This is a genomic window from Phocaeicola sp. GP0067, from assembly GCF_031119655.1.
Taxonomy (GTDB): Bacteria; Bacteroidota; Bacteroidia; order Bacteroidales; family Bacteroidaceae; genus Phocaeicola; species Phocaeicola vulgatus.
The window spans coordinates 45,746-65,023 of record NZ_JAVHZY010000024.1 but is presented as its reverse complement, the minus strand read 5'-3'; the positions used below and the strand labels follow the sequence as shown (position 1 = coordinate 65,023).

Below are 19,278 nucleotides of genomic sequence, written 5' to 3'. Positions count from 1 at the left end.
TTATTAGCTATGTCTGAATTGGCTCCATTGATAAGTGATTTGGCTTTGATTCTGATCTGCGCCGGTGTCATGACGCTCGTCTTTAAACGGTTAAAGCAACCTCTTGTTCTCGGCTATATCGTAGCCGGCTTTTTGGCAAGTCCCCATGTTCCTCTTACTCCGTCGGTCATTGATGTGGCCAATATCCATACATGGTCGGAGATTGGTGTGATATTCTTGTTGTTCGCTCTAGGGTTGGAATTTAGTTTCAAGAAACTGGTGAAGGTAGGGGGGACGGCGGTCATTGCGGCGTGTACCATTATATTTTGTATGATATTGGTTGGGATTTTTGTAGGGTGGTCTTTCGGGTGGCAACGCATGGACTGTCTGTATTTGGGAGGTATGTTGGCCATGTCCTCCACGACTATTATCTATAAGGCTTTTGATGATTTGGGATTGAGGCAGCAACGGTTTGCCGGCTTGGTTCTTAGTATTTTGATATTGGAAGATATATTGGCTATTGTTTTGATGGTTATGTTGAGTACAATGGCAGTGAGTCAGAATTTCGAGGGCAGTGAAATGGTATATAGTATTGCCAAATTATTATTCTTCCTTATATTGTGGTTTGTGGTAGGTATTTATATCATTCCTACATTTTTGAAGCGTTCCCGCAAGTGGATGGCAAATGAAACATTGCTGATTGTTTCGCTGGCATTGTGCTTCGGTATGGTAGTTGTGGCGGCCAAGGTTGGATTTTCGGCTGCGTTTGGAGCTTTTATAATGGGGTCTATTTTGGCAGAAACGGTAGAGGCCGAAAATATAGAGAAGCTTGTGGCCCCTGTAAAGGATTTGTTTGGAGCCATTTTCTTTGTATCTGTGGGAATGATGGTAGACCCTGCCATGATTGTAGAATATATATGGCCCATTGTGATTATTACATTGGCCATTCTGCTTGGGCAGGTTATTTTTGGTACAGGTGGCGTGATTTTGTCGGGACAGCCGTTGAAAGTTGCCATGCAATGTGGCTTCAGTCTGACCCAGATTGGTGAATTTGCATTTATTATCGCTTCGTTGGGGGTAAGTCTGAAAGTAACCAGTGATTTCTTATATCCTATTGTGGTGGCTGTTTCGGTCATTACCACATTTCTGACCCCGTATATGATACGTTTGGCGATACCTGCTTATCATATAGTAGAGAAACGTCTGCCCGGCAAATGGAAAAAAATGCTTGAGCGTTATTCATCGGGATCACAAACGGTGAATCATGAAAACAATTGGAAGAAATTGTTGGTTGCCATAGCTAGGATCGTAGCTGTTTATTCTGTATTGTGTATAGCTATGATTACACTTTCATTCCATTTTATTATTCCATTGTTCCGGGCTAGTCTGCCTGTCTTTTGGGCCAATCTGGCAGGAACTGTTTTTACTATCGTTTGCATCGCACCTTTCTTGCGTGCCATTATCATGAAAAAAAACCACTCTGTAGAGTTCCAGGCGTTATGGCAGGATAGCCGTTTCAACCGGGCTCCCTTAATTTCTACCATTTTACTCCGTATAGTGATAGCTGTCATGTTTGTGATGTTTGTTATAGAGAAACTTTTTCAGACTTCCACGACTTTGCTGATCGGTATAGCCGTTGTTTTGGTAGGTATGATGATGTTCTCGCGATGGCTGAAGAAGCAATCTATATTCATGGAGCGTACTTTTATTCAGAATTTGCGTTTCAGGGATGTGCATGCTGAGTTCACAGGTCAGAAGCGTCCTGAGTATGAAGGACATTTGTTGTCCCGCGACTTACATCTTTCGGATTTTGAGATACCTGCGGATTCCTTATGGGCGGGATATACGTTAAGAGAGTTGAATTTGGGGCATAAATACGGAGTACATGTGGCATCTATCATTCGTGGAATGCATCGTATTAATATTCCGGGGGCGAATGTACGTCTGTTTCCCGGTGACACCATACAGGTAATCGGTACGGATGAGCAGTTGGGCGAGTTTGCCCGTCAGGCAGAAAGAGTATCAGCCGCCGCTGAAGAGGAAGATTTGGAAAGGCGTGAAATGAATCTGAAACAGTTCATTATAGATCGTAACTCATTTTTCTTGGGTAAAAATATTAAAGAAAGTGGTATCCGGGATGAGTACAAATGTCTGGTGGTAGGCGTCGAAAAAGAAGATAGTACGCTGATGACCCCTGATATCAATGTACCTTTTACGGAAGGAGATGTGGTATGGGTGGTAGGCGAACGGGAGGATGTGTACCGTTTGTTGGGTAAGAAAGAAAAAGAGGAAGAATAATTAATTTTAATACATAAGAAAACCATGAAAAGTGATCCTAAAGATTGTCTGTATTGTCAGAACAATGAGACATTGCACAATTTAATGATTGAAATAGCTCCACTGAGTGTTTCACGCGTATTCCTGTTTAAGGAACAAACCTATCGCGGACGTTGCCTTGTTGCTTATAAAGATCATGTAAACGACTTGTTTGAACTGAGTGATGAAGAACGTAATGCATTTATGGCAGATGTTGCCCGTGTGACCCGTGCTATGGACAAGGCTTTCCACCCTGAAAAAATAAATTACGGAGCATATAGTGACAAACTTTCTCACCTGCATTTTCATCTGGCTCCCAAGTATGTGGACGGACCTGATTATGGAGGTGTATTTCAGATGAATCCGGGAAAAGTTTATCTGACTGATGCGGAATACCAAGAAATGATTGAAGCTATAAAGAAAAATCTGTAGTAGTGAAATGATTAACAGATAGATAGTAGTTAATGGCTAGTGATTAATAGCAGATGCATACACCTACAATCACTAACCATTAATCACTATCTATTCTTGTTCTTCGAAATCAAATTCAAAGTCGAAGTCATCATCACCGAAATATTCAGGAGTAATGAATTCTTCCATGCTGCGACGGTCCTTCTTGGTGGGACGCCCTGTTCCGCGGGCGCGATCAACAAAACCGCTGATTCTGCTCATTTCCAGTAATTCATATTGCTCCGGAGTCGTTACATTCTCCAGAATTTCAGGAACCAATTTGGCACCTATACGTTTCTCTATTGCCTGTAAAACTTTAAATGAGTACGTGACAGGCGGTTTCTTTACCTGTATCACTTCTCCCGGCTTTATCATTCTCGACGGCTTCACCTGAGTACCGTTGATGGAAACCCGTCCTTTCTTGCATGCTTCGGCAGCGATAGTACGGGTCTTGAATATACGTGAGGCCCACAGCCATTTATCAATTCTTGCTTCAGCCATTACTTTTTATTGTATTGGTTCATTGTTATACTGATGCCTGCCAGACAAAAACTCTTAATTATGTCGCAAGCCGTTGCTACACGTTCGTCCATGGTCTTCAAATCTTCATCAGTGAAGTGACCTAATACAAAATCTATTTGTCCGCCACGGGGAAAATCGTTGCCGATACCAAAGCGCAGACGGGCATAATCCTGTGTACCCAGCGTAGCAGCTATATGTTTCAAACCATTGTGTCCGGCATCGCTGCCTTTTCCTTTCAGGCGTAGTGTACCGAAAGGAAGGGCGAGGTCGTCCACCACTATCAACACATTTTCCAACGGAATGTTTTCTTTCTGCATCCAGTAGCGCACTGCATTTCCACTCAGGTTCATGTAAGTAGACGGTTTCAGCAGGATAAGCTGGCGTCCTTTGAGCGAGAGGGTGGCAGTAGCCCCATAACGTCCGTCGGTAAAAACAAGATTGGACGCCTTTGCAAGGGCGTCCAATACTGTGAATCCTATGTTGTGACGGGTATTTCGGTATTCTTCACCTATATTACCCAGTCCTGTAATCAAATATTTCATTGATAAGGATTAAAAGGTTACTGATTATTTGCCGGCAGTTGCAGCAGCACCACGAGCGGCACGAGTCAATTTAACTGCACAAACAACGGCTTCTTTAGCGTTAATCAATTCCAAACCTTCATAGCTTAATTCGCCCACTTTGACAGTCTTGCCCAGACCCAAAGAAGTTACATCAACAACCAGACGTTCAGGAATTACATTGTATAAAGCTTTCACTTTCAGTTTACGCAACTGTAATGCCAATTTACCACCGGCACGTACACCTTCTGCCAAACCTTCCAATTGAACAGGAACTTCCATAACGATGGGTTTAGCTTCATCAATCTGATAGAAGTCAACGTGAAGGATTGCATCCGTTACAGGATGGAACTGGATATCTTTCAAAATAGCGTTTACTATTTTACCGTCAATGTTCAAGTCTACAACATAGATGTGCGGTGTGTATACCAAGTTACGGAGTCCTTCGGTGGGCACGGAGAAGTGAGTAGCTACGGGCAAGCCGTTTTCGTCTTTCTGCACTCCATACAATACACAAGGAACACCATTGTTCTTACGCAATTCGTGAGTTGCTTTCTTTCCTACGTCTGTTCTGACAGTACCTTTAATTTCAATTGATTTCATTGTTTTTTAATTTTTTGTGTTACTCTAAATTAAGTTGATCTTATTGCTTAATTCGCCATCACACGATGTGGTATATCACACGATGAGCTTGAAAAAGCGGTGCAAAATTACTGCTTATTTCCGACTTGACAAAAAGAAAGCACAATTTTTTTATCATTGTGCTTTCTTTATCGGTTGGAATCAGAAATCGATATCTATTTTAATTTCATTCGGACTAAGCGGCTTGTGAGCGTCTTCGGTCGTTTCCTGTTCTTCATTTTCAGTGTGATGAGGTTCAATAGGACCTTGCTCTTCGGCAATAAACTGTATAGCCTGTTGTAAACCGTTCATGAACTTCTCAAAATCTTCTTTATATAGAAAAATCTTATGTTTTTCGAAGCTTACTTGCGAGTCATCACCTTCTCCCGAAACAATCTTCTTGCTTTCGGTAATAGCCAAAAACATTTCATCTTTTCGGTTTTTCTTCACATCTAAATAATAAATACGTTTGCCGGCTTTAATTGCTTTTGAAAAAACAATTTCTTTGTCACCATCCACTACACTTTTCTTTTTATAATCTTCCATAACTTAAGTATCTTTATAAATCGGCTTCAAAATTGGACATTTTTTTTAAATGGGCAAAGAATTTGCGGATAAACTTCGATGAAAAAAGCGATTTAGATAGCTCTATGTAAATTTTACATTAAAAAATGTAATTATGTTATGTAAAATCAATGAAAATACCTACTTTTGCAACTCCTTAATAATTTTATGTGAATTATGATAAATAGAGTTCTTATTCGTCTTAAGATAGTTCAGATAGTCTATGCTTATTATCAGAACGGAGGCAAAAACTTGGATACAGCGGAAAAAGAGTTATTTTTCAGCCTTTCTAAAGCGTATGACTTATACAACTATCTGCTGCTTTTAATGGTAGAGGTAACTAAACAGGCTAACAAACGACTGAATGCTGCGAAAAACAAACTGGTCCCTACTAAGGAAGAATTGTTTCCCAACACCAAATTTGTGGAAAACCGCTTTATTGCACAGCTGGAGGTAAACAAACAGCTGCTGGAGTTTTCGAACAATCAGAAGAAAACTTGGGAGAATGAAGCTGATTTCGTAAAGACTTTATGTGATAAAATCTTAGAAAGCGATATATATAAGGAATATATGGCCAGTGAGACTTCTTCGTATGAGGAAGACCGTGAATTGTGGCGCAAGCTATATAAAAATATTATTTTTAATAATATCGAACTGGATCAGGTTTTGGAGGACCAAAGTTTGTATTGGAATGATGATAAGGAAATCGTGGATACCTTTGTGTTGAAGACCATCAAGCGTTTCGATGAGAAGAATGGTGCAAAACAGGAATTGTTGCCGGAATTTAAAGATGAGGAGGATCAAGACTTCGCGCGCCGTTTGTTCCGTCGTACTATCTTGAATGCCGATTATTATCGTCATCTGATTAGCGAAAATACAAAGAACTGGGATTTAGACCGTGTGGCTTTCATGGATGTGGTCATTATGCAGATCGCTTTGGCTGAAATCCTGAGTTTTCCCAATATCCCGGTCAGCGTTTCACTGAATGAGTACGTGGAAATAGCCAAACTGTACAGCACTCCGAAAAGCGGTGGCTTTATTAACGGTACTTTGGATGGAATCGTTAATTCATTAAAAAAAGAGAATAAGCTAACAAAAAATTAATATCTTTGTTTGTTATTGAAGAATAACGGTATTATAAACTAAAAAACATAGAAAGTATGAACTTATTATTTGTATTTCTGCAGGCAGGGGGTGGAGGAGATTACTCTTTCCTTATTATGATGGTAGCCATTTTCGCTATTATGTACTTCTTCATGATTCGTCCTCAGAATAAAAAACAGAAAGAAATTGCTAATTTCCGCAAGAACCTGGAAGTGGGTCAGGAAGTGATCACTGCAGGTGGTATATACGGAAAGATAAAAGAAATAGAAGATAATACGGTTGTTTTGGAAATAGCGTCAGGCGTTAAGATTAAAATTGATAGAAATTCTATCTTCGCTAATGCTGCATCCAATCAACAACAGGCAAAGTAAATGACATAACAACATGTTCGACAAAAGGAACATACGTATTTACTATTTAAAGACTTTAGAGAGAATCAGAAGCTTCCTGCTTAGCCGTAATAGCAGGGAGTTCCTGATTTTCTTGTTTTTTGTATTTGTATCTTTCTGCTTTTGGTTGCTTCAGGTGTTAAATGATGATTATGAAACGGAATTCTCCGTTCCGTTACGGTTGAAGAATGTACCTAGTGATGTGGTGCTGACCTCCGAACTTCCCGATGAACTGCGTATTGGCGTGAAAGACAGGGGAACTGTATTGGCTAACTATATGCTGGGACAGACATTCTATCCCATTGTTGTGGACTTTAAGGACTATGAGGATAAAGGAAGTCGTGTCCGGATTCCGGTTTCAGCTTTAATGAAAAAGATTTCGGTCCAGTTGAATCAGACAACCAAATTGCTGACCATACGGCCGGATACTGTGGAGTTTATTTATACAAAAGGGAAGGCAAAGAAGGTGCCCGTGAAATTGCAAGGCAAGGTGGCTTTGGACCGTCAGTATTATATCTCGGATATCATTTACTCGCCGGATTCAGTGATGGTTTATGCTCCTCAAGAGATTTTGGATACCATCACGGCTGCTTATACACAGGCATTGAACTTTGAAGATGTGGCAGACACCGTTCGTCGCAGGGTGAATCTGGCCGATGTACGTGGAGCGAAATTCATTCCCTCTTTTGATGATGTGACTTTATTGGTAGATATTTACGCTGAAAAAAGTGTGGAGGTGCCTATACGTGGCATCAATTTTCCGCCCGATAAAGTACTTCGCACTTTTCCCTCCAAGGTTCAGGTGACTTTTCAGGTAGGTCTGAGTCATTTCAAGTCCATCACTTCCGAGGATTTCTTTATCGGGGTGACTTATGAGTCTTTGTTGAACAATAAGGGGGAGAAGTGTCCGGTCAATCTCAAATCCATCCCCCGATATGTGAACCACGTCCGTTTGAATCCCAAGGAGGTGGATTATTTGATAGAACAACGAATTAAATTCAATGATTAAGATAGCGGTTACCGGTGGCATCGGCAGTGGAAAATCATACATTTCCCATTTGCTGGAGGATATGCATATCCCAGTGTATAATGCGGATAATGAAGCGAAGCGCCTTACTGTTTCCGATGCCGGAATTCGTGGGGAACTGATTGCTTTGTTAGGTGAGGAGGTTTATAAGGATGGTCTGTTAAACAAGCCGTTGCTGGCTTCCTATCTGTTTTCCGATCCGGCGCATGTGCTCCAAATCAATTCCATTATCCATCCCCGGGTACGGAAAGATTTTACCGTATGGGTGGAACGTCAGGAAAAGTGTGAGATAGTGGGTATGGAATCAGCTATTTTGTATGAGGCCGGTTTTCAGGATACGGTAGATGCGGTAATAATGGTCTATGCACCTGTAGAACTGCGTATACAGCGTGCCATGTATCGTGATGGAGCCAGCGAGGAACAAGTCCGGGCACGTATTGCTGCCCAGATGGATGATGAAGAAAAGCGTCGGCGGGCCGATTTCACGGTGGTGAATGACGGGGTGCAATTGCTCATACCCCAGTTGAACAGAATAGTAGAACAATTAAAAACCGAAAAATTCATACTATAAATTTGGGAGTTTCATTGGTGAATTGTACTTTTGCTTCCTCAAACCATAAATATAAAATAGAATAGTATGTTAAAGACCATTTTATCAATCGCGGGCAAACCGGGATTATATAAATTGATTTCTCAAGGAAAGAACATGTTGATTGTAGAAACAGTTGACGCGGCTAAGAAAAGAGTTCCTGCTTATGCTCATGACAAAGTTATCTCATTGGCGGATATTGCTATGTACACAGATGCAGAAGAAGTGCCTTTGAGCGAAGTGCTGGAAGCGGTAAAGAAGAAAGAGAATGGAGCGGTTGCTTCTATCAATTATAAAAAAGCATCAGCCGATGAGTTGCATGCTTATTTTGCAGAAGTTTTGCCAAATTATGATCGTGACCGTGTCCATAACGGAGATATCAAGAAACTGATTTCATGGTACAATATTTTGGTAAACAATGGTATTACTGAATTTGTAGAAGCTCCGGCAGATTCTGCTGACAAAGTGGAAGCTGCTGCTGAATAATTGAAATAAAGCGAAGGGGAAAGGCCTGTCAAGTAGATTGTAAACTGCTTGACGGGCTTTTTGTTTACCGGCATTATTGGTAAAAAAAGTATGTGTACTTCATCGGCGAAGTAAGTGGTGTTACTTCACCGATGAAGTACACATACTTTGTCTATGAACATATATTACCTTTTTCAGTGGGATACGGTCGTTTATAATGCCCTGTAGAGAATATCCTAAAAAATCCTTCAGATCTTTCAGCCTCTCCGCAAACACCCTGCCCGTCGGCGTTTCGGCTGAAGAATTGAGGTTATGGAATCCTTCAGCCAAGTGGAAATGTTTCAGCCGGTTTTATTTTCGGAGGAGTGGTTGTTCTGAAGGATATTTTCCGGCTGAAACATTTCGTGAGGTATATCCTTCAGCCGGAATGCCGACGGGCAGGGTGTTTGCGGAGGGGCTGAAAGATCTGAAGGAAAAATAAGGCGTTTCGGCATGTAGATACCGTTATGGAAAAAAACAACAGGTCAAATTTTAAAAAGCTCTTGTTCTTTCAATGAAAACGTCTTGTTCTTTTTTTAAAGACCTTGTTCTTTTCAGAAAAGAACAGGACGTTTGAAAGGTTAGTAACCTGCATGTCGGAAGGTTAGTAACGTGTGGGGCGACACGTTACTAATGTGTGGGTTGTAAGATTAGTAATGTTACAGGTGAAAGATTATATATCTTACAAGTGATACATATCATACAGGTATGAAGTTTCAGTATATGTTTGATAATAAAACAGTAGGTTATCTTTTTTTACGATTATCCAGTTCAATGAACTCTTTTCGGATGAATAAGTTTCTTATGTTTTTCAATATGGCAGATTTTTCAACTTCGATAGTCTCGGTGTCACAGCCTTTCAACCCTTTGTAACATTTTACTTTCATATAGGTATCGTTTTGATCGATATTTCCTTTTCAGATCACCGGAGTGTTTCAATTCGTTCTGCTGTTGGTCAGCGCAAGGTTCACCACCTGCTCCTCTCCGCCACGCAGCTCGGTCAGTCCGTCAGGGATGGCATAGGTGATTATTTGACCGCTCACGGTGATTTCTATCCACGGGGTGTCGCTGACGACGGGCTGAGGGAAGAGGATGGCGCGGAAGCGGTTGCCGTCACCGTCAGTGGATTTCAGAGGGGTGAAGTCGGAGAGTGTCCTGTGGGTAGTCACCTTGCCGTCATAGCCTATAGTACCCGTGGAACGCATATTCTTTATCACGATCGTGGCGTTATTCACATCCTCCTGCGTCAACGTGCCGGGCGTGGCGGAAAGGCTGAGGCTGACCGTGAGGCGGTACATTACGTGGCGGAAGTCGAGGGGAACGGCACCGTCGCTTTCCACACGGTGGAGGGAGGAGGCATGAAGCAGGTCGGTGGCGGCGTATTGCTCCTCGGTGCTCTGGTCGGTGGGCAGGGTGAGTTCTTGGATTGTTTCCATGTAGGTGCGTGCCGGGAAAAAGGCAAAGAAATTGAGCTCGGCGCTGTTGCCGAATCCTTCCCACGTCAGGTTGTCGGCTTCCCATGTGCCGTTGCGGAAGATAGCGGGATATATCATAGCGGATTCGGGGCGGTCCTCATGGGCGATGAATATCTCCGTTTTGTCACCGTTGTTGAAGCTGCCCTTACCGTCGTCGTTGATGGTGGCGCGTGTGGCGGGGTCGGCGGCGGCATCGCTGCCCGTGAAGCCGGCGATAGCGGTAGTGAAGCGGATGGTGTTGCCGTTGTCCGTGCCGCTATCGGGAGTCAGTGCATCGTCCTGCGAGCAGGCCGATAATCCGACCACACCCGACAGGATGGCGATAAGGCATATATTCTTTTTTATTATTTTCATATCGTTGCGTTTGTTAAATTACGTTGTTTTTATGGATTGTGGTTGAAGTTCCCGAAGTTGAACTTTGGCGGTGCCGAAGCTGAACTTCGACCGACTCGAAGTTCAGCTTCGGGAAAGGTGCGGATTATGGCTGCTGCGCAAAGCTGATGCTCTTCCATTGCATGAGGTAGCCGCTGCCTTTCTTCCCAGCCCATTCGTTGCCGTTGTGGACTTTGGGGAGGGCCGTGCCATCGGGCTTTTTGTCGGCGTTCAGCACGAGGTCGCAATTGGCGGGGTCGAATGCGTTCGCTCCGGAATGAGCGGCTCTGTTCTGAAAAACGCTGGTGTTCCCTATATTGCTGGTATCATCATCTATATTAACGAAATCTCCGGCTGCTGCGGCTTCTATCCGGGTGAGGCTGCTACAGCCCGTTACGATATAATTGCCGAACCGGGTACATGCCGGCAGTTTGAGCGTTTCGAGGCTCGTGCATCCGTAGAAAGCAGCCAAATCTATCGCTTCCACATTATCCAGCGTGAGTTCCGCCAATGAAGTGCATACCTGAAATGCGTATTGATCAATCCGGGTGAGCTGCGGAAGATTCACCGTAGTCAGCGCAGTGCAATTGAAAAAAGCATATTCTCCGATTACCTGCACATCACCGGGCAACACCACCTCCTGCAAAGCAGTGCAACCTGCAAAGGCGCTGCCGGGCAGTGTTGCCGATGTTCCCCAGCCCGTCACTCCGCTGAGGTCGCATTTCGTGATTTTCGTATTATAGGCAAATGCACCCAACTGACCATCGCCCATTCCTGTCTTGGAAAGTTCGCCCGTCAGCTTGATTTCGGTGTAGCCTGCGGCGAGGGCGGCCCGGATAGTTAGCTGTGCTTCGTCGGCGGTCATGGAGGTCATGTCGATGTCGCCGGAGGTGGGGGGTGGGAAACCTTTCGGGCACAGCTTGATTTGATGATCCGCCGGGTCGAGGTAAATCTCGAAGTTGCCGTCGTATTTCATCGACTGCCCTCCATAGAGGCTGACCATTGACTCTGGATTCACTATCAAATGATCGCAGTCCGCCTGCGTCAGTTGGTAACCGCCGGTTCCCCCGGCGATGGAGATTATGTCGACCAAGTAGAGCTTGAGGTGCACATCATCCGTGAGGGCTTTCGGAACGGAGATAAGGGGGTTGGAAACGGGCAGAATGCAGTTTAGATTTATGTAAGCCCCGTCGGCGGTCTTTCCCCCGTTCAGCACGAGGGTGGCGCCCTCCATGACTTTTGCACAGCCCGAACTGCCTGCCGCGTAAGACAATTCGCAGCCGTCACCCAGTTCCAATGCTGCTTTCTCGTCGGAAACCACAATCACAGGCATATTACCGTTGCCGTCCAATATCACGTTCCCGCCCAGCGTAATCCTGCCGTTACAAACACCTACCACGGCAGAATATGAGTTTGGAGCTTGAACCAACTTGATATTGGTGAGTTCGATATAGACGGCATCAGCGTCGGTATTGGCATTTCCGAGGAAGTAATAGCTGCCCGCTTCCCAAGCGAGGGTGTGGCCGCCGCCGTCTATCTTGAAGTAGCCGCTGCCGTTTATGTATGTGCGGCTGCTACTACTACCTCCTGCGGGTATCGTGATGTCGCTGCCCAGCGTAATGAGCGTAGGGGCGTCGGCCGAGCCGCCGCCCGTCTGCAGGGCTTCGTGCAGGGCTTCGTAGGTGGTGATGCCGGAAGTACCGCCGCCTATCACCACTTCATCCGTAATCTCCGGCTGCGTGTCCCAGCCGGAGATGTTGCTGCCGGTGAGTTCCACTTCAGTGTCGCCCGTGCCGGATTTTTTCTTCAGCTTGAGGTTGAGGGTGAGCCGCTTGCCGCTTTCGAGGCGGGTTTGGTTGCCGGGTTCGGCAGTGTTCAGGTCGGCAGGTACATGATAGTACCACACATCCTCGCCTACGGTTATTCTGAGCCATTCCGCACCTGCGGTGAGGTCTTGCGGTGCTACTTTCCAGTCGGCATTGGCGCCACCTTCGTTACTGAGGATTACACTGCCATCTACCCGGTCGTAGTTCACCACGCCGGTCAGCAGGTTCACCTCCACGCTGGCAAACATCGTTGGCGCGCCATTCTTTGCCACGGAGTTTATTAGGGCGGAAGACAAGTTCGTGCCGGTCATGCCATCGCCCGCTGCTAGGTTGATGACGAGCCGGTGCATCAGATGCTTGAATGTCAGTGCCACCGTTTTGCCCTTGCTTGCGGTGGCGGTGGCGTGGAGCAGGTCGTCCGTGTGGTTCCACGCTTGGGGCATATATAGGTATGCCGCCGGATCGTCAATGTCTGGCATGGTGTTCGTGATGCGTGGGTAGTGGGCGGAGAAAGTGACCGCTTCCGTTTCACTCAGGTCTTTCCAATAGAGCGGATTGCTGTTGCCGGCCCGGTAAGCGATGTTTTGGTTACTGTATGCCGGGGATGTGGCATCTCCGGTAAAAGTGTACATGCCCCATTCATCGGCAGGCTCGAATGAGCCTGCGCCGTCGGCATCGAGCTGCGGCGCGCGTGTCTGCACTCCCTCGATGTCGGCGGTGATGTGTACCGCGCCTTCGGGCAGGGTGTTGCCGCCCGGCAGGTCGTCGTTGTGGCAAGCCGTCAGTGCCAGCATGGCCAGCACCAAAAAGGTGAATAAGTATCTTGTTGCTTTCATATCATGAGTTTTTGTTGTTTGTCAAAATCAGATTTCCAAATTACCCGACACTGTGCCTTGCGTGTCCCACGGTTGGATCGTGGCATTCACTTCCACTTCCGTACCTACAGGTGTGCGTTTCAGCGTAATGGTGAAAACAGTTTTCTTGCCTTGCTCGAAGGTACGCTCGGCTTCCACCGGCCATGTCAATACAGTGCCGCCCGTCAGGGTTAGTTTCAAATTCCTTCCGCTTGCACCCTCTTGCGGCAGGATGATGGCGGAGGCGGTCTTGCCATCGGCGGCCGTGTTCAACGTAAGGGTGGCGAGGTCCTGCCCGGCAGTCAGCGTGTTCTGCAACACGTTGAAGTCTGCTGCTACGGGCTGTTTGCTCAGCGTGATGCCCATGCCTGCCAGTTCCGCATCACTCACGCCTTCACCGGCGGTCAACTCTACTTCCACACGGCTTAGGCGGTGGAAGAACTTCAAATCGACAGTATTGGTACTTTTGTCCTTTCCCGTGGCGTTGTCGCTCCGCAGCAGGTCGATGTCGGCAGGGGCCTTTTGGTCGCTCACATCCACCTTATATATATCGTCCGTCAGGTCGGTTTGCGGGTAGTAAGCAATGAAGTCCACCTTCTCATCCGCATTCAAAGGAAAGTAAATGGTCTGTTCTGTTCCGGCAGGTGTAAACTTTCCATCTCCGGCGGTGGTCACATACTTGCGGTTGGTGGCGTCGTCCGTCACTGTCTTCATTCCGTGTTCCAGCATATAGATACCGATACCGTCGTTTGCCTCCCATGTGTCGGTCGTGGCGCGGGGAAGCGTGATTTCTCCGGCAAAGGAAACGGCTATACGTCCGTCATCCACTTGCGGTTCATTTTCATTATTGCTACATGCGGCTATCATCAGGGCTGCCATGCCGATAAACAGATAATTTGTTTTCATCATACTATTTGTCATTTTAAATTTGTTACTTGATGGTTATATTCACCACTTCCTGTACCTGCCAATCGGTGATGGTTGCTGTACCTGCCGGAGTGTTGTTGCGGGCATCTGCTGTCACGCAGTTTCCGTCACGGGTAAATGCAGGTGCGGTGGTCATCGGTTCCCCACCCGGCGTCTGTGTATTGGCTTGGATGTCTTTTCTTGGGACGCGGCTGCTGTTTCGGACAGCTTTTGAAGGCCAGTTAGGGTCAGTTCGTCCTGTTTTGCGTTTTCTGCCGTTTTCACCTTGAACATATTATTTTCCTCCACAAAATGGAATACCATTTGCGGAGCTTTGTTTGTTGCCGGCGCAAACATCGGTGCGGCAACCATAGCCAGTAGTGTGTATACAAGCATAGTTTTCCATGCATTCATATCAGTATGGTATATTAGTGTTTTTTATATAGGATGCCTTGCGGCTGTTTTTCGTGCAGAAAGAGAAAAAAACGGGTTGCTGAAGAAGCTTTTGTGTTGCACAAAAATATAACATGTAAGTAAATGATTGCAAATAAAATCAATTGTCTTTCGTTCAAGTCAATGAAAGACAATTCTTTATATGCTGAAAAGCAGGAAAACTAACGAAAGACAATGTTTAATTAGCGAAAGACAATTTTATCCAAGTACGAAAAACAGTGTGGCAGTTGAGGACATTCAGAAAAAACAGGCACATCATTCACCGGTAATCTGATGCGCTGGATGTGGGAAAGATGATTTGGAAGGCAAAGATGTCAGGAGGATGTTTCGATTTCCGCATCAGTGTTCTTTAAGTAGATTTGTTTACAGTAACTTTTGGGAGTCATTTCCATCATTTTTTTGAAATCTCTGTTGAAATTACCGCTATTGTTGTATCCTACCATTTCACATACTTCTTCTATCGTATATCCGGGATTTTCGGCAAACAGACGGGCTGCTTCGCGCAAACGAAGCTCCTTGCGCCACGGACGGAAATCCATTCCGTAATGGTCTTTCATATATTGCCGGAAGAATGATTGGGACACTCCGAAAGAATCTACCACGATACCGGAAGGGATATCCTTCTCACAGTATGCTTTCTCATCTACATATTTTTGTAATCTTTCTTTTAATAGCCGCTCTTTTTCTTGAAAAACAGTTTTTGACTTTTCCTTGTTCTCTTTTACGGACTTGTCTGTTTCGCCCATGTCTGTTTCCATCGGATGTGCATAAATCTTTGTTTCGGGTGGAACAGCCGCAATGACCGGAATCGCAAATTTCATCCTGCGATAGTAGTTGACGAACCACATCACCATGAAGCTGTAATAAAGCACATACAGTGGAACAAAGAATTTGTACCAGTCGGTAAAAAATAAAATGGGTATAGCCATGATCCCAATAGCCAGTGCACTATAAAATCCGGTCTTTACCCATGCCAGACGATTCTCTTCGTCCTCATCATAATAGTCCTCTACCTCTTGTACCGTCTTGCGGTAAGCTTGCGTGAATTTTCGGGTATAGATAGTTAACTGGATAATATAAGCGGCGATGCCCGTATAAAAGAACCACAAATAATAGTCTATAAAACAAAACAAGGCGACAAACAGGATAATGCCTGCCGCTGCAATGCCTCCGGCCTGTCGGAACACTATGCTCCATCTGACTTCACCCGGACGTATGAAAACCAACATGGATATGGTAAAAAGAAAAGCCTGAAACGATGCAACGAAAAGTGTACTGGCAGGTTCAATACGATGGTCATAACCCGTAAAGCAGCATACCAGACTGAGAAGGGCGAGTACGAAATAAGAGGGCACAAGGATATTACGGGCCTTCCGTAACTTTTCTAATCCGCATTCCGGCGGTATCGTTGTAGTTGCTAGCATGCTTCCCAGCATCGCTACTATGAAAGCTGAAGTTCCCATCAAAATTTTATATGTCGTTTCATCCATGTGTTCAAATCGTTAGGGTTACAAAAGTAGTCTTTTTTGTATTGCGTGCCAAATAATTGGTTTTCAAAGAATAAGAAAAAATAATGATGCCCGTTGTCTCCTTTTCCGCCGAATAAGAATAGATTGGAGAAATTCTTATGATTAAAAATGGAGTTAATAAAAAATATACCAGTCTACACAGACTGTTCTGAATCTTGCCGTATTTCAGTTTTCTTTTTCTTATACAAAAATGAAAAAAGGAAGTAGAGATGGCTGATTAAACTGTTTTATGAGCTTATTGCCGTTTTTTAGCTATTGGAAACATATTGGTTAAGGAAATATTCAAAATATTGCAGATAGAGGGCTATAGTTAACGAAAAAAGGGGTGCATGATGAACACCCCTTTTGCTCAGTAAAGATAAGGCCTTATCTTTACTGGTTGTTTGTAACATTCTAGTTGCGGAATTTTAATCCGTCACCCGCTGTTTCTACGATAATCGGTTTGCTTCGGTCCACTTCCTGTGACAATAGCTTTTTGGACAAATCATTCAGCAAATAGCGTTGGATGGCACGTTTCACGGGACGGGCGCCGAATTCGGGATCATAGCCTGTGCTGGCAATGAAACGGACGGCCTCATCGGTCATTTCCAAAGTAATGCCGTTGCCGGCCAGCATATTCTTGATACCGTTGATTTGTAACATCACAATCTGTTCTATCTCTTCTCTGTTCAAAGGCAAGAACATGATTGTTTCATCTATACGGTTCAGAAACTCCGGCCGTATCGTTTTTTTCAACATGGACATAACCTCTTTCTTCGTCTCTTCAATCACCACTTCGCGATTCTCGTCATTAATCTTTTCGAACTGGCTTTGAATGTATGCGCTGCCCAGATTGGAAGTCATGATGATAATTGTATTCTTGAAGTTTACCGTACGTCCCTTGTTGTCAGTCAGACGTCCGTCATCCAAAACTTGCAGCAGAATATTGAACACATCGGGATGTGCTTTTTCTATTTCATCAAACAATACCACAGAGTATGGTTTGCGTCGGACGGCTTCTGTCAACTGACCGCCTTCATCGTAACCTACGTATCCGGGAGGCGCTCCGATCAGACGGGATACAGAGTGTTTCTCCTGATATTCGCTCATGTCGATACGCGTCATCAGACTCTCGTCATCAAACAGGTAGTCGGCCAATGCTTTGGCAAGTTCTGTCTTACCTACACCGGTAGTACCCAGGAAGATGAATGAACCTATCGGACGTTTCGGATCCTGTAATCCGGCACGGCTACGGCGTACGGCATCGGATACGGCTGCTATGGCTTCATCCTGACCTACCACACGCAAATGTAATTCTTGCTCCAGATGAAGCAATTTGTCACGTTCGCTTTGCAGCATCTTGTTGACCGGTATCCCTGTCCACCGTGAAACAACATCGGCAATGTCCTCAGCGGTAACTTCTTCCTTTATCATGGCACTGTCACCCTGCTTGTGTTTCAGGTCTTCTTGAATATCCTTGATCTCGTTCTCTAAAGCCTGTAATTTCCCATAACGGATTTCGGCTACTTTACCGTAATCTCCCTCACGTTCCGCTTTCTCGGCTTCGAATTTCAATTGTTCTATTTCCTGCTTGTTTTGCTGAATCTTGTTGACCAGTTCCTTTTCACTCTGCCATTTGGCTTTGTAAGAGGTTTCCTGTTCTTTCAGTTCGGCAATCTCTTTATTCAGTTGTTGTAATTTCGGCTCGTCTTTTTCACGTTTGATGGCCTCACGTTCAATTTCCAGTTGTTTCAGGTGACGTGAGATTTCATCCAGTTCTTCAGGCACGGAATCACGTTCCATACGCAATTTGGCAGCAGCTTCATCCATCAGGTCAATAGCCTTGTCCGGAAGGAAACGTTCGGTAATGTAACGGTTACTCAATTCTACAGCGGCAATGATGGCTTCATCTTTGATACGTACCTTGTGATGGTTTTCGTAACGTTCTTTTAACCCACGGAGAATGGAGATGGTGCTCAGCGTGTCCGGTTCGGCTACCATAACGGTTTGGAACCGGCGTTCCAATGCCTTGTCCTTTTCGAAGTACTTCTGATATTCGTCCAAAGTAGTGGCTCCGATGCTGCGGAGCTCACCACGGGCCAAGGCGGGTTTTAATATATTGGCGGCATCCATGGCACCTTCACCTTTACCGGCTCCGACCAAGGTATGGATTTCATCGATAAACAGGATGATGCTGCCTTCGGCTTTGATTACTTCATTGACAACAGATTTCAGACGTTCTTCAAATTCACCTTTGTATTTGGCTCCGGCAACCAGTGCGCCCATATCCAATGAGAAGATTTGTTTGTTCTTCAAGTTGTCGGGTACATCACCTCGGATGATACGGTGTGCCAAGCCTTCAACAATGGCGGTCTTACCGGTACCCGGCTCACCGATTAAAATCGGATTATTCTTGGTACGGCGGCTTAATATTTGTAATACCCTACGTATTTCTTCATCACGCCCGATAACCGGATCAAGTTTTCCGCTGCGGGCAGCCTCATTCAAATTAATGGCATATTTGCTTAAGGATTGATAAGTGTCTTCACTGGATTGTGAAGTTACTTTTTCACCTTTACGTAGTTCTGCTATGGCGGAGCGCAGCTCTTTGTCTGTCATTCCCGCGTCTTTCAATATGGTAGCGACAGTACTCTTTACATTCAACAAGGCCAGGATAATAGCTTCCAGTGAAACGAATTCGTCACCCATCTCTTTGGAATACTGTACGGCTCTTTGTAATATCTCGTTGCTTTCACGGCTAAGGTAAGGTTCTCCTCCCGAAACCTTAGGCAGTGAGTCAATTTGCTTGTCGATGACCAATGCGATCTGCTGGGCGTTCATTCCCAATTTCTGGAAAATGAAGTTGGTGACGTTTTCACCTACTTTCAGTACTCCGGCCAACAGATGCACAGGCTCGATAGCTTGCTGTCCGCGGGCTTGAGTTACGTTCACCGCTTGTTGCACTGCCTCCTGTGATTTAATTGTGAAGTTGTTAAAATTCATATTGTATCTCCTTTCTAAATATTATTCAAATACCTATTGAAAACGTAACTGTCACTGCTTTGTTCAGTGGCTTTTGCGATTTCATTTGATAATCGTCAAATAGTTTGCCAAAAAGAAAAAGAAAGCTAATGAAGTAAAATAAGAAGACAAAATGGCAGGCTCTCCGGCTTTTAAATGAAAAAAAGTCCGAATTGTACACAAAAAGGCAGATAACTCTTTTTGCAAGCAGATGATAATTGCTATCTTAGCATCGAAA

Annotated in this window: 20 protein-coding genes; 8 read left to right on the top strand and 12 right to left on the bottom strand. The window is 44.8% G+C overall.

The window, feature by feature from the left end:
- Nucleotides 1-9 precede the first annotated feature (9 nt).
- Entirely contained in the window at nt 10-2,277 is a 2,268-nt protein-coding gene (locus RE317_RS16305) for a cation:proton antiporter (RefSeq protein WP_008671173.1), read from the top strand.
- A gap of 24 nt (nt 2,278-2,301) precedes the next feature.
- Nucleotides 2,302-2,727 (top strand): HIT family protein, encoded by a 426-nt coding sequence (locus tag RE317_RS16300; RefSeq protein WP_005852253.1) that lies wholly within the window; start codon nt 2,302-2,304, stop codon nt 2,725-2,727.
- A 90-nt stretch (nt 2,728-2,817) separates the two neighbouring features.
- Here RE317_RS16300 and RE317_RS16295 read toward each other — a convergent pair whose 3' ends face one another.
- The 4 genes from RE317_RS16295 to RE317_RS16280 all read right to left on the bottom strand — a co-directional run bounded on the left by RE317_RS16295 (nt 2,818) and on the right by RE317_RS16280 (nt 4,994).
- Nucleotides 2,818-3,246 carry an RNA-binding S4 domain-containing protein gene (locus tag RE317_RS16295; protein WP_005841630.1) on the bottom strand — a complete coding sequence of 143 codons (429 nt, stop codon included), beginning with the start codon at nt 3,244-3,246 and terminating at the stop codon, nt 2,818-2,820.
- Nucleotides 3,246-3,809, bottom strand: a complete 564-nt coding sequence (gene pth, locus RE317_RS16290; RefSeq protein WP_005841628.1) for an aminoacyl-tRNA hydrolase — start codon at nt 3,807-3,809, stop codon at nt 3,246-3,248. The genes RE317_RS16295 and pth overlap by 1 nt, the downstream gene beginning before the upstream one ends.
- Before the next feature lie 24 nt (nt 3,810-3,833).
- A complete protein-coding gene (locus RE317_RS16285) occupies nt 3,834-4,430 on the bottom strand; it encodes a 50S ribosomal protein L25/general stress protein Ctc (protein WP_005841626.1) in 597 nt (198 codons plus the stop codon).
- A gap of 180 nt (nt 4,431-4,610) precedes the next feature.
- Nucleotides 4,611-4,994 carry a PUR family DNA/RNA-binding protein gene (locus RE317_RS16280; protein ID WP_005841624.1) on the bottom strand — a complete coding sequence of 128 codons (384 nt, stop codon included), beginning with the start codon at nt 4,992-4,994 and terminating at the stop codon, nt 4,611-4,613.
- Between the two features lie 195 nt (nt 4,995-5,189).
- Between RE317_RS16280 and nusB the strand changes: the two genes are divergently transcribed.
- The 6 genes from nusB (at nt 5,190) to RE317_RS16250 (ending at nt 9,067) form a co-directional block, all read left to right on the top strand.
- Nucleotides 5,190-6,116: a transcription antitermination factor NusB gene (gene nusB, locus RE317_RS16275; RefSeq protein ID WP_005841621.1), complete on the top strand. Its 927-nt coding sequence runs from the start codon at nt 5,190-5,192 to the stop codon at nt 6,114-6,116.
- 56 nt (nt 6,117-6,172) lie between these two features.
- The gene (gene yajC / locus RE317_RS16270) at nt 6,173-6,487 is read left to right on the top strand and encodes a preprotein translocase subunit YajC (protein WP_005841619.1); all 315 of its coding nucleotides are present in this window, start codon (nt 6,173-6,175) and stop codon (nt 6,485-6,487) included.
- 13 nt (nt 6,488-6,500) lie between these two features.
- Nucleotides 6,501-7,514: a CdaR family protein gene (locus tag RE317_RS16265; protein ID WP_005852250.1), complete on the top strand. Its 1,014-nt coding sequence runs from the start codon at nt 6,501-6,503 to the stop codon at nt 7,512-7,514.
- Nucleotides 7,507-8,103: a dephospho-CoA kinase gene (gene coaE / locus RE317_RS16260; RefSeq protein WP_005852248.1), complete on the top strand. Its 597-nt coding sequence runs from the start codon at nt 7,507-7,509 to the stop codon at nt 8,101-8,103. Before RE317_RS16265 ends, coaE begins: the two co-directional genes overlap by 8 nt.
- Before the next feature lie 66 nt (nt 8,104-8,169).
- Entirely contained in the window at nt 8,170-8,607 is a 438-nt protein-coding gene (locus tag RE317_RS16255; RefSeq protein WP_008671167.1) for a DUF5606 domain-containing protein, read from the top strand.
- Between the two features lie 196 nt (nt 8,608-8,803).
- Nucleotides 8,804-9,067 (top strand): hypothetical protein, encoded by a 264-nt coding sequence (locus RE317_RS16250; RefSeq protein WP_032939774.1) that lies wholly within the window; start codon nt 8,804-8,806, stop codon nt 9,065-9,067.
- 304 nt (nt 9,068-9,371) lie between these two features.
- Here the strand turns inward: RE317_RS16250 and RE317_RS16245 are convergent, their stop codons facing one another.
- The 8 genes from RE317_RS16245 to clpB all read right to left on the bottom strand — a co-directional run bounded on the left by RE317_RS16245 (nt 9,372) and on the right by clpB (nt 19,022).
- Nucleotides 9,372-9,512: a hypothetical protein gene (locus RE317_RS16245; RefSeq protein ID WP_005852143.1), complete on the bottom strand. Its 141-nt coding sequence runs from the start codon at nt 9,510-9,512 to the stop codon at nt 9,372-9,374.
- Nucleotides 9,513-9,560: 48 nt separating this feature from the next.
- Nucleotides 9,561-10,454 carry a fimbrillin family protein gene (locus tag RE317_RS16240; protein WP_008781651.1) on the bottom strand — a complete coding sequence of 298 codons (894 nt, stop codon included), beginning with the start codon at nt 10,452-10,454 and terminating at the stop codon, nt 9,561-9,563.
- 124 nt (nt 10,455-10,578) lie between these two features.
- Nucleotides 10,579-13,092 (bottom strand): leucine-rich repeat protein, encoded by a 2,514-nt coding sequence (locus RE317_RS16235; RefSeq protein ID WP_258968779.1) that lies wholly within the window; start codon nt 13,090-13,092, stop codon nt 10,579-10,581.
- 69 nt (nt 13,093-13,161) lie between these two features.
- Nucleotides 13,162-14,061 carry a fimbrillin family protein gene (locus tag RE317_RS16230; RefSeq protein WP_117873497.1) on the bottom strand — a complete coding sequence of 300 codons (900 nt, stop codon included), beginning with the start codon at nt 14,059-14,061 and terminating at the stop codon, nt 13,162-13,164.
- Between the two features lie 22 nt (nt 14,062-14,083).
- The gene (locus RE317_RS16225; RefSeq protein ID WP_005852136.1) at nt 14,084-14,215 is read right to left on the bottom strand and encodes a hypothetical protein; all 132 of its coding nucleotides are present in this window, start codon (nt 14,213-14,215) and stop codon (nt 14,084-14,086) included.
- Nucleotides 14,212-14,472, bottom strand: a complete 261-nt coding sequence (locus RE317_RS16220; RefSeq protein ID WP_008670085.1) for a hypothetical protein — start codon at nt 14,470-14,472, stop codon at nt 14,212-14,214. The genes RE317_RS16225 and RE317_RS16220 overlap by 4 nt, the downstream gene beginning before the upstream one ends.
- A 353-nt stretch (nt 14,473-14,825) precedes the next feature.
- Nucleotides 14,826-16,001 (bottom strand): helix-turn-helix domain-containing protein, encoded by a 1,176-nt coding sequence (locus RE317_RS16215; RefSeq protein ID WP_008670084.1) that lies wholly within the window; start codon nt 15,999-16,001, stop codon nt 14,826-14,828.
- Between the two features lie 432 nt (nt 16,002-16,433).
- Nucleotides 16,434-19,022, bottom strand: a complete 2,589-nt coding sequence (gene clpB / locus RE317_RS16210) for an ATP-dependent chaperone ClpB (RefSeq protein WP_005841607.1) — start codon at nt 19,020-19,022, stop codon at nt 16,434-16,436.
- Nucleotides 19,023-19,278 lie beyond the last annotated feature (256 nt).